This is a genomic window from Micromonospora sp. NPDC023888, from assembly GCF_040639415.1.
GTDB lineage: Bacteria > Actinomycetota > Actinomycetes > Mycobacteriales > Micromonosporaceae > Micromonospora.
This window is the reverse complement of sequence record NZ_JBEZZW010000058.1, coordinates 25,229-34,080: the sequence shown is the minus strand read 5'-3', so window position 1 is coordinate 34,080 and position 8,852 is coordinate 25,229. Positions and strand designations below refer to the sequence as shown.

Below are 8,852 nucleotides of genomic sequence, written 5' to 3'. Positions count from 1 at the left end.
TGATGCGCAACCAGGTCGAGGCGGCCGCCCGGGCCGGCATCCGGGCTCGCACGATCAACTCGGCGAACCTCGACGAGTGGGACGAGATCACCCCCTGCTGAAGGGCCCATCGTCATGACCGTCTCCCCGCTGCGCCGGGTGCTCACCGTCCTCGCCGTCGTGACCCTCGCGGTGACGGCCGCGCCGGCCGTGGCGGCGGCGGAACCAGACCCGAAGGCGCTGACCTGGACGGTCCAGCCGGCCAGCCCGAGCGGTCCCGACCAACGCCGGTGGATAAACGCCAGCCTCGACCCGGGGCAGGTCGTGACCGAGCACCTGGCGGTCCGCAACTTCAGTCGGAACGCGGTCGCCTTCTCCCTGAAGGCCGCCGACGGCTACCTCACCGACAAGGGTCGCTTCAACATGCTCTCGTCCGACCGCCCCTCCGTCGACGGGGGCACCTGGATCGACGTGCAGGAGAAGGTCACCGTCGGCCCCGACGAGACGAGGGTGGTGCCGTTCACGATCACGGTGCCCAAGGGCGCCACGCCGGGGGACCACCCGGCCGGCATCGCGGCGACCGTCACCAGCACCGGTGGCACGGTGAACGTCGAGAGCCGAGTGGGCTTCCGGGTCATGGTCCGGGTCAACGGGTCCGTCCAGGCGACCCTGCCCGTCCAGGGCCTCACCGCGAGGTACACGACGTCGTGGAATCCGTTCGCCGGTGGCACGCTTCGGGTCCGCTACACCGTCGGCAACGGCGGCAACGTCTGGGTCAGCGGGACGAGTCGGGTGGCGGTGTCCGACCTCTTCGGCCGGACCAGCCACGACGCCACAGGTGCGGTCGAGGAGTTGCTCCCGGGCGGCAGCCGGGAGATGGCGACCCGTGTCGACGGCGTCTGGGCGCTGGGACGTCTCCGCACGACGGTCACCACGTCACCGGCCCTGCTCGGCGACGGCCAGGTCGGTGCCGACCTCCGGCCGGTCTCGGCCACCGTCACCACCTGGGTCGTGCCGTGGTCGCAGCTCGCGCTGCTGGGTTTCCTCGCCGTTCTGCTCATCGCTCTGCGGGCGGGGGTTCGTCACCGCCGTCGGCGTCTGGCCGGGCTGCTCGCCCGTGCCCGCCAGGAGGGTCGGCAGGAGGGTCAGGAGTCGGTGCTGGTCGGGGGCGGGACCGTCGACGGTGAGCCCGACCCGGGCGACGCCCGCCGGGAATCCGCCACGCGGTGATGGCCGCGCCGCAGCGCGGGACGGGGTTCGGACGCTCGAATCCACCTCGTCGAGACTTTCCCGTAGGACTGCAAAAAACCTGCAAACGCTAACCCTTGCCTTCGGGGAAACCGCTTTCCTACGATTGCGTACATCGATGTCTCATTCGTGAGCTGGGGCGATGGCACATCGATCAACGGCGTCAGAGGGTGCACCGCTTGCGCGACCAGCCACTCTGCCTACCAGGGCGAGGCAGGTGCCGAGGAGTCTCCGGCAATTGGCTGCCGTCAATCTCCTAGTGGTCGAGAAAATTCTTGACCGAACAGGCGTGCGGTCGCACGGGTCGCCACTTGGGCAAGGGACCTTTCGAATGCGAAGGTGAGGCGAAATGAGACGAGCAGTCGCATTGCGACTTCAGGCAGCACTGGCCACGGCGGCCGTCGGGGTCGCGATCGGGGTGGCCCTGCCGACGCCCCAGGCGTCGGCCGCGGTCGGTAGCGCCACCGGCTATGCCACCCAGAACGGCGGGACCACCGGCGGCGCGGGCGGCCAGACCGTACGGGCCACGACGGGCACCGCGATCCACGCCGCGTTGTGCGGTCGCCCCAGCAGCAGCACCCCGATCACCATCGAGGTCACCGGGACCATCAACCATGGCAACACCAGCAAGGTGTCGGGGTCGAGCTGCAACACCGCGGACGGCGTGATCGAGCTCAAGCAGATCAGCAACGTCACCATCATCGGGGTCGGTGGCGGAGCGCTGTTCGACCAGCTCGGCATCCACATCCGCGACTCCAGCAACATCATCATCCAGAACGTGACAGTCCGGAACGTCAAGAAGTCGGGCTCGCCCACCTCCAACGGTGGAGACGCCATCGGCATGGAGAGCACGGTCCGCAACGTCTGGGTCGACCACGTCACCCTGGAGGCGTCGGGCGGGGAGTCGGAGGGGTACGACGGCCTCTTCGACATGAAGGACAACACCCAGTACGTGACCCTGTCCTACAGCGTCCTGCGCAACTCCGGTCGCGGCGGCCTCATCGGATCCAGCGAGAGCGACCTCTCGAACGGCTTCGTCACCTTCCACCACAACCTGTACGAGAACATCGACTCCCGGACGCCGCTGCTGCGCGGCGGCACTGCCCACATCTACAACAACCACTACGTGAGCCTGCACGAGTCGGGTATCAACTCCCGGGCCGGAGCGAAGGCGAAGGTGGAGAACAACTACTTCCGCGATTCCAAGGACGTGCTGGGCACCTTCTACACCGACCAGCGCGGCTACTGGCAGGTGAGCGGCAACATCTTCGACAACGTCACCTGGTCCAGCGCCGGCAGCGACAACTACCCGGCCGGCCCGAACCCGACGTCCAACACCACGGTCAGCATCCCGTATCCGTACAGCCTGGACGGGGCGAGCTGCGTGCCGGACATCGTCCGGCAGACGGTCGGCGCCAACACGGGTCTGCGGGTGTCGAACGGCAGTTGCGCTCCGCAGAGCCCGCCGCCGACCACGCCCCCGCCGACGTCCGCCCCGCCCACCACGCCCCCGCCCACCACGCCTCCTCCGACGACCACCCCGCCCCCGGCCGGCGGGACCAACCTCAGCCTCGGCGCTGGTGCCGACGGGTCCAGCAAGGCCAGCGGGACCAGTTACGGCAACGTACGGGACGGCGCCATCAGCACCTACTGGTCGCCGGCCGGATCGACGGGCACGATCTCGATCAAGTGGGGCTCCGCGACCCGGGTGTCCCGGGTGATCATCCGTGAGCCGTCGGGAACCCAGGGCTCCATCGGAGCCTGGCAGCTCATCAACAACGACAACGGGGCCGTCCTTGCCTCCGGCAGCGGGGCGGGCTCCATCACCTTCACCTCGACCGCCCTGAGCAAGATCAACTTCAAGATCAACAGCTCCAGTGGTACGCCGCGGGTCGGCGAGTTCGAGACGTACGCCAGCTAGCAGCCGGCGCGGGCGGGAGCGGCAGACCCTGTCGCTCCCGCCCTGCACGCGAGCACCCGACAGGGTGTCGGCGCACCTGCGCGGTTGGTCAGCTCTGCTTGGTCTCCCAGAAGATCTTCGAGATCTCCTCGATCTTGCCGAGCAACTGCTCCGCGACAGCCGGGTCGGCGTTCCCCTTCGCGCCGCCGGCACCGGCCAGCTTGGTGGCCTCGTTGAACAGGCCGTGCAGCTCGGGGTACCTCTCGAAGTGCGGTGCCTTGAAGTAGTCGGTCCACAGGACCCACAGGTGGTGCTTGACGAGCTCGGCGCGCTGCTCCTTGATGATCAGCGACCGAGTCCGGAACTCCGGATCCGTGCTGGCCTGGTACTTCTCGGCGATCGCCCTGATCGACTCGGCTTCGATCCGGGCCTGGGCCGGGTCGTAGACGCCGCAGGGGAGATCGCAGTGCGCGCTCGCGACGGTGCGTGGGCGACGTGGGCGTGGCAGGTGCATCAGAGTCCTTCCGACAGCAGTGCGGCGGCGACGGACGTCCGGCCGAACAGCTCCGCCGCCCGTCCGTCTCTCAGGCCGCGACGTGATCGACAGCTGGACGCTAGAACCTGAACTCAGCTTCATGTCAACTGCTTGTCGGGTCAGGTCGCCGACGCGCGCTCACCGCAGACCGCTCGCCCCGGCCCCAAGCGGGCCAGCAGCGCGTCCAGGGGCAGGTCCGCCGCGCTGCGCACCACCAGGTCCGCAGTCGTGAAGCGGGCGGGGTCCGCGTGTGGGTTCGGCACCGCTACGCACCGGAGCCCGGCGGCGTGTGCCGCCGCCGCGCCGTGCGCGGTGTCCTCGAACGCGACCGCCTGGTCCACGGGCAACCCGAGCCGTTCCAGCGCCAGCAGGTAGACCGCCGGATCCGGCTTGTGGGCGCGCACTTCCTCGCCGGTCGCCAGCACCTCGAACCGTGCCCGCAGCCCCGCCTGGTCCAGCAGCGCGCCCACGTGGGTGCTTGGGGAACTGCTGGCTACGGCGAGGCGTAGCCCCAACTCGGCGGCCCGGTCCAACCACCCCAGGATGCCGGGCGCGGGCGTCAACGCCGCGTTCAGCTCAGCCCGGTACGCCATCCGCAGCGCATGGCTGGACGCGCGGTCGTAGGCCGGCCCCACCGCCGCTTCGAGCGCCGAATACCGAGCCCCGTTCGCGTCGCCACCGTGGTCGGCGAAGAAGCCCGTCGGGTCGAGCCGCAGGCCGTGCCGCCGCCACTCCCAACGCCAGCTCTCCAGCAGCGTGGTCTCCGTGTCCATCAGCAGACCGTCGAAGTCGAGGATCAGCGCCTTGATCGTCACGACGCCAGTATCCCGCTCGTGGTCGCCGCCCAGGTCGGCTGGTCGGAGCGCTCGCGGCCACGCCATCGTGCCGGAGCCGCACGCCGGCGACGGTCACCCCTGGTCGCGGATGAGAGTCAGCAGGGCCGCGTGTGTCCGCTCGTCGGCGGCGACGACAAGACCCTTCCCATTGGGGTGAACCGGCCCGCCGTCGATCCCGGTGACCACACAACCGGCCGCCTGACCGAGGGCGATGCCGGCCGCGAAGTGGACGCTGTCGCACAGGTGCTCGCCATCCGTGACGTAGCCGGCGCGGCGACCGGCAGCCACCCAGGCCACGGCCAGTGTGGTGGAGACGACGCGTGGGCGGAACTGTTCGATGAACCCCTCGTCCGCGAGCATCCGGGCGGCCAGGAAGACGTGCCGGTGGGGAAACGGCGGGTCGAGATTGACGTCGACAAGTCGTGACTCGGCCGACGGGGTGAGCGGCTCGTCCACGCCACCACGCCGGGCATACGCGGCGATGCCGTCGGTCCAGAACACCTCGCTGGTGAACGGGTCCGCCGAGGCGGCCACGGAGACCCGTGCCCCGGCCCGCAGCGCGACGTTGACCGAGGTCAGCATGCTCCGCACGGCATAGTTCAACGTGCCGCACAACGGGTCGACCAGCCAGGTACGTCCGCTTTCGCCGGTGCCGGTGTGCCCGCTCTCCTCCGCCAGCACGCCGTCGTGCGGACGTCCGGCGCGCAGGACGTCGAGGATGGCCTTCTCGGCCTCGACGTCCGCGGTGGTGGCGAAGTCACCCGCGGTCTTCGCAAAACGTGCCAGCGATGATCCGTACTGCGAGCGGACGACCGCAGCTCCGGCTTCCGCCGCCTCGATGGCCAGCGCGTGATCGGTGATCGACATACCCGAACCATAGGTGGGCGATGTCAGGAGACCGCCGCCCGCACCAGCTCGACGACCCTCTTCTCCACCGCCGGGCTCCACTTCTGTAGCGCGTACGCCACCGGCCACAGGTCGCCGTCGTCGAGGTTGGCCGCGTCCTGGAAGCCCAGGGTCGAGTACCGGTAGTTGAACTTGCCGGAGTCCTGGAAGAAGACCACGATCTTGCCGTCGGCATTCGCGTAGGCGGGCATCCCGTACCACGTCTTGGGCGACAGCTCGGGGGCGGCAGCGGTCACCGCCACGTGGACGCGCTCGGCGAGCGCCCGATCGGCCGGCTCCATCTGCGCGATCCGGTCCAGGATGGCCTGTAGCCCGTCGGCCTTCTTGGCGCCCTTCTTGCCCTCGGCGCGCAGTTCGGCGGCGCGCTCCTTCATCGCGGCCCGCTCCTCCGGGCTGAAACCGTCGGACTCGGTAGTGGTGGTCTTCGCGGACATTCGCGGGCTCCCTCTCGTCGTTCGGTTTCGGCGTGCTGCCGGTGACCTGGGAAAAGGCTAGACCGGGTGACACCGGCCGGGCTTCTCGATTCCTGATCGGTTCGCGCCGAGGAAGGAGCTGAGCCCGACGACTACGACGCCGCTCGGGCGGCGGCAATGGTCCGTCCCCGCTCCGACTCGGGAAAGCGGTCGAGCATGGCACGCACCTCGTCGGCGCTCACATTGGCACCGAACAGCTCGCTGCCTGGTTCGAGTCGTACGCCCTCGGCCAGGGGGCCGGCGACGACCGGATCGAAGCCCAGCGCGTCCACCAGGGTCGCGACCGTGGCGAGATCCCGCGCGTCGTCGCCGGCGATCGCGATGGCCTTGCGGTCCGGCGTACCGGTCGGCCGCGCCCCGTCCTCGAGATCGTGGTAGCCCATGTGGTTGAACGCCTTGACGACCCGGGACCCGGACAGGAACGCCTGGACGGTCTCGCTCGACGAGGTACGCGGGTTGGTGAGGTCGTCGCGGATGCCGTCGATCTCCCACCAGTAGTTCATCGCGTCGACGACGAGCTTGCCGCGCAGTGCCTCGGCGGGAACACTGGGGTACTTCCCCAGCGGCAGGGCGAGGATGACGATGTCGGCGGCGGCCACCGCGTCGACCGCCGTGGTGGCCGCCGCCCCCGGAGCGAGCACCTCGACGGTGAGGGCGATCTTCGCGGGATCGCCGGAGCCGGCGACCAGCACCCGGTAGCCGGCGGCGACGGCGAGCCGGGCGAGCACGGTGCCCACCTTGCCGGCCCCGAGGACACCGAGGGTCTGCGGCCGGCTCCGGTCGTTGTCGTTCATGTCGTCCTTTCGGTTCTGACGGGCTGATCAGGCCAGCAACTCGCGGACCATGGGGATCACCTTGGAGCCGTACAGCTCCACGGCGCGCATCCGGGCGCTCGCCGGTTGCGCTCCGGCCGAGTAGATGAGGTCGAACCGGCCGACGCCGAGGCTGCGGATCGCGCGGGCCATCCGGCGGGCCACCGTCTCCGGCGAGCCGATGTAGAGGGAGCCGTTCTCCACCTCGGAGTCGAACTCCTGGCGGCGGATCGGGGGCCAACCCCGTAGCTTGCCGATCCGGTCCCGCATGATCCGGTAGTGCGGCCAGTAGATCTCCTTGGCCTGCTCGTCGGTGTCGGCGATGAAGCCCGGCGAGTGCATGCCGACCGGGTGCGCTGTCGTACCGAGCTGGTCGGCCGCCCTGCGGTACAGGTCGATGTAGGGCGCGAAGCGCTCGGGGGCGCCACCGATGATGGCGAGCATGAGCGGAAGGCCGTACTGGGCGGTGCGGACGACCGACTGCGGCGAGCCACCCACGCCGACCCAGGTGTCCAGGTGCCCGGATTCGGTCTTGGGAAAGACGTCGGCCTTCTCCAGTGGGGCACGCAGGGTGCCGCTCCAGGTGACCGGCTTCTCGTCGAGCAGCTTGACGAACAGCTCGATCTTCTCCTCGAACAGCGTGTCGTAGTCGCGCAGGTCGTAGCCGAAGAGGGGGAACGACTCGGTGAACGAGCCGCGACCGAGGATGACTTCGGCGCGGCCGTTCGACAGCGCGTCCACAGTGGCGAAACGCTGGAACACCCGGACCGGGTCGTCCGAACTCAGCACTGTCACCCCGGAGGCCAGCCGGATCCGCGAGGTGCGGGTGGCGATGCCCGCCAGCACCGTCTCCGGCGTCGACACCGAGTACTCCGGCCGGTGGTGCTCGCCCAGGGCGATGACGTCGACGCCGAGCTGGTCGGCGAGCACCGCCTCGTCGACGACCTGGCGGATCGCCGCGGCGTGGGAGACGAGCTTGCCGGCGTCGTCCTCCGGTACGTCGCCGAACGTGTCGAGGCCGAACAAGAGATCAGACATGGGTGGGCTCCTTCGCCAGCAGCTCCCGGACCCGCGGCGCGACCTCACTGCCCAGCAGTTGGATGGTGCGCGCGCGTGCCTCGCGGGGCAGGTGCATGATGTCGTACTTCAGGTCGAAGCGGTTCAGCCGCAGGTCGCGGGCGACCGTGGCGATCTTCTGCGCCACCGTCTCGGGTGACCCGACGAAGAGCGCTCCGTTGTCGATTTCGGCCTCGTAGCGCGCGCGGTCCGGTTTGTAGAAGCCGCGTTCCGCGGCGAGCGCCGCCACGACCGGCTGCCAGTGTCGCCACCACGTCTCCACCGCCTCCTCGTCGGTGTCTGCGACAAGGCCGAGTGAGTGCTGCCCGATTGGCTGCGGGGTATGCCCGAACTGGTCGAGCGCTTTGGTGTAGAGGTCGACGTGGCCGGCGAACCGCTGGGGTCGCCCACCGATGATCGCCATCATGAGCGGGAGACCGTGCCGGGCGGCGCGGACCACCGAGTTCGGGCTGCCCCCGACGCCGATCCAGGTCGGGATGCCGCCGGGACGCATCCGTGGGTGCAGGCGCTGGTTGGTCAGCGGGCTTCGCACGGTTCCGGACCAGGTGACCGGTTCGTCCCGCTGAAGGCGCAGGAAGAGGTCCAGCTTTTCCTCGAACAACCGCTCGTAGTCGGCCAGGTCGTAGCCGAACAGCGGAAACGACTCGGTCGCCGACGCGCGTCCGAGGACCAACTGGGCGCGGCCGTTGGACACGGCGTCGAGGGTGGAGAACTCGTGGTAGAGGCGTACCGGGTCGTTCGTGCTGAGCACGGTGACCGAGGTGCCGAGGCGAATCCGCTCGGTCGCGGTCGCGGCTGCCGCGAGCAACACGGGTGTCGCCGAGTCGTTGTGGCCCTCCCGGTAGTGCTCACCGATGCTGAACACGTCGAGTCCGACCGACTCGGCGAGTCGTGCCTCGTCCACGAGGAGCCGTACGGTCTCGGCGTCGCTCAGGACCCGGTCGCCGTCGGTGGCCACCTCCCCGAACGAGTTGAGCCCCAGTTCGAAACCTGTGGCTGTCATCGTGTCCTCCTCGGTGCTTCCCGTCGGCGACCCGCGAGAGCGGACCTACCGGTTGACGTGTCAATGATGCTAACTTGGCGATT

General features: G+C 69.4%; 9 protein-coding genes. 2 read left to right on the top strand and 7 right to left on the bottom strand.

Annotated elements, in window-relative coordinates; genetic code table 11:
- Window positions 1-114 precede the first annotated feature (114 nt).
- On the top strand, window positions 115-1,209 hold the full coding sequence (locus AB0F61_RS32215) for a hypothetical protein (RefSeq protein WP_357817565.1): 1,095 nt from the start codon (window positions 115-117) through the stop codon (window positions 1,207-1,209).
- Window positions 1,210-1,576: 367 nt separating this feature from the next.
- Window positions 1,577-3,148 carry a polysaccharide lyase family 1 protein gene (locus AB0F61_RS32210; RefSeq protein WP_357817562.1) on the top strand — a complete coding sequence of 524 codons (1,572 nt, stop codon included), beginning with the start codon at window positions 1,577-1,579 and terminating at the stop codon, window positions 3,146-3,148.
- Window positions 3,149-3,236: 88 nt separating this feature from the next.
- On the opposite strand, the gene sodN is transcribed toward AB0F61_RS32210, so the two are convergent.
- From sodN to AB0F61_RS32175, 7 genes are all read right to left on the bottom strand, one after another.
- Window positions 3,237-3,641: a superoxide dismutase, Ni gene (gene sodN / locus AB0F61_RS32205; RefSeq protein WP_357817559.1), complete on the bottom strand. Its 405-nt coding sequence runs from the start codon at window positions 3,639-3,641 to the stop codon at window positions 3,237-3,239.
- A 140-nt stretch (window positions 3,642-3,781) separates the two neighbouring features.
- Complete coding sequence (locus AB0F61_RS32200; protein ID WP_357817557.1) at window positions 3,782-4,477, bottom strand: HAD-IA family hydrolase; 696 nt, start codon at window positions 4,475-4,477, stop codon at window positions 3,782-3,784.
- 93 nt (window positions 4,478-4,570) lie between these two features.
- On the bottom strand, window positions 4,571-5,365 hold the full coding sequence (locus tag AB0F61_RS32195; protein WP_357817554.1) for an inositol monophosphatase family protein: 795 nt from the start codon (window positions 5,363-5,365) through the stop codon (window positions 4,571-4,573).
- 23 nt (window positions 5,366-5,388) lie between these two features.
- Window positions 5,389-5,838 (bottom strand): hypothetical protein, encoded by a 450-nt coding sequence (locus AB0F61_RS32190; RefSeq protein ID WP_357817552.1) that lies wholly within the window; start codon window positions 5,836-5,838, stop codon window positions 5,389-5,391.
- Window positions 5,839-5,969: 131 nt separating this feature from the next.
- The gene (locus AB0F61_RS32185) at window positions 5,970-6,671 is read right to left on the bottom strand and encodes an NAD(P)-binding domain-containing protein (RefSeq protein WP_357817549.1); all 702 of its coding nucleotides are present in this window, start codon (window positions 6,669-6,671) and stop codon (window positions 5,970-5,972) included.
- A 27-nt stretch (window positions 6,672-6,698) separates the two neighbouring features.
- Window positions 6,699-7,727, bottom strand: a complete 1,029-nt coding sequence (locus AB0F61_RS32180; protein WP_357817547.1) for an LLM class flavin-dependent oxidoreductase — start codon at window positions 7,725-7,727, stop codon at window positions 6,699-6,701.
- A complete protein-coding gene (locus AB0F61_RS32175; RefSeq protein WP_357817544.1) occupies window positions 7,720-8,769 on the bottom strand; it encodes an LLM class flavin-dependent oxidoreductase in 1,050 nt (349 codons plus the stop codon). The genes AB0F61_RS32180 and AB0F61_RS32175 overlap by 8 nt, the downstream gene beginning before the upstream one ends.
- Window positions 8,770-8,852: the final 83 nt, after the last annotated feature.

What these genes read in the sequence shown, in the direction of transcription:
- AB0F61_RS32175 (WP_357817544.1), bottom strand. Translation starts at nt 8,769, where the DNA reads ATGACAGCCACAGGTTTCGAACTGGGGCTCAACTCGTTCGGGGAGGTG.
- AB0F61_RS32180 (WP_357817547.1), bottom strand. Translation starts at nt 7,727, where the DNA reads ATGTCTGATCTCTTGTTCGGCCTCGACACGTTCGGCGACGTACCGGAG.
- AB0F61_RS32190 (WP_357817552.1), bottom strand. Translation starts at nt 5,838, where the DNA reads ATGTCCGCGAAGACCACCACTACCGAGTCCGACGGTTTCAGCCCGGAG.
- AB0F61_RS32195 (WP_357817554.1), bottom strand. Translation starts at nt 5,365, where the DNA reads ATGTCGATCACCGATCACGCGCTGGCCATCGAGGCGGCGGAAGCCGGA.
- AB0F61_RS32215 (WP_357817565.1), top strand. Translation starts at nt 115, where the DNA reads ATGACCGTCTCCCCGCTGCGCCGGGTGCTCACCGTCCTCGCCGTCGTG.
- AB0F61_RS32210 (WP_357817562.1), top strand. Translation starts at nt 1,577, where the DNA reads ATGAGACGAGCAGTCGCATTGCGACTTCAGGCAGCACTGGCCACGGCG.
- sodN (WP_357817559.1), bottom strand. Translation starts at nt 3,641, where the DNA reads ATGCACCTGCCACGCCCACGTCGCCCACGCACCGTCGCGAGCGCGCAC.
- AB0F61_RS32185 (WP_357817549.1), bottom strand. Translation starts at nt 6,671, where the DNA reads ATGAACGACAACGACCGGAGCCGGCCGCAGACCCTCGGTGTCCTCGGG.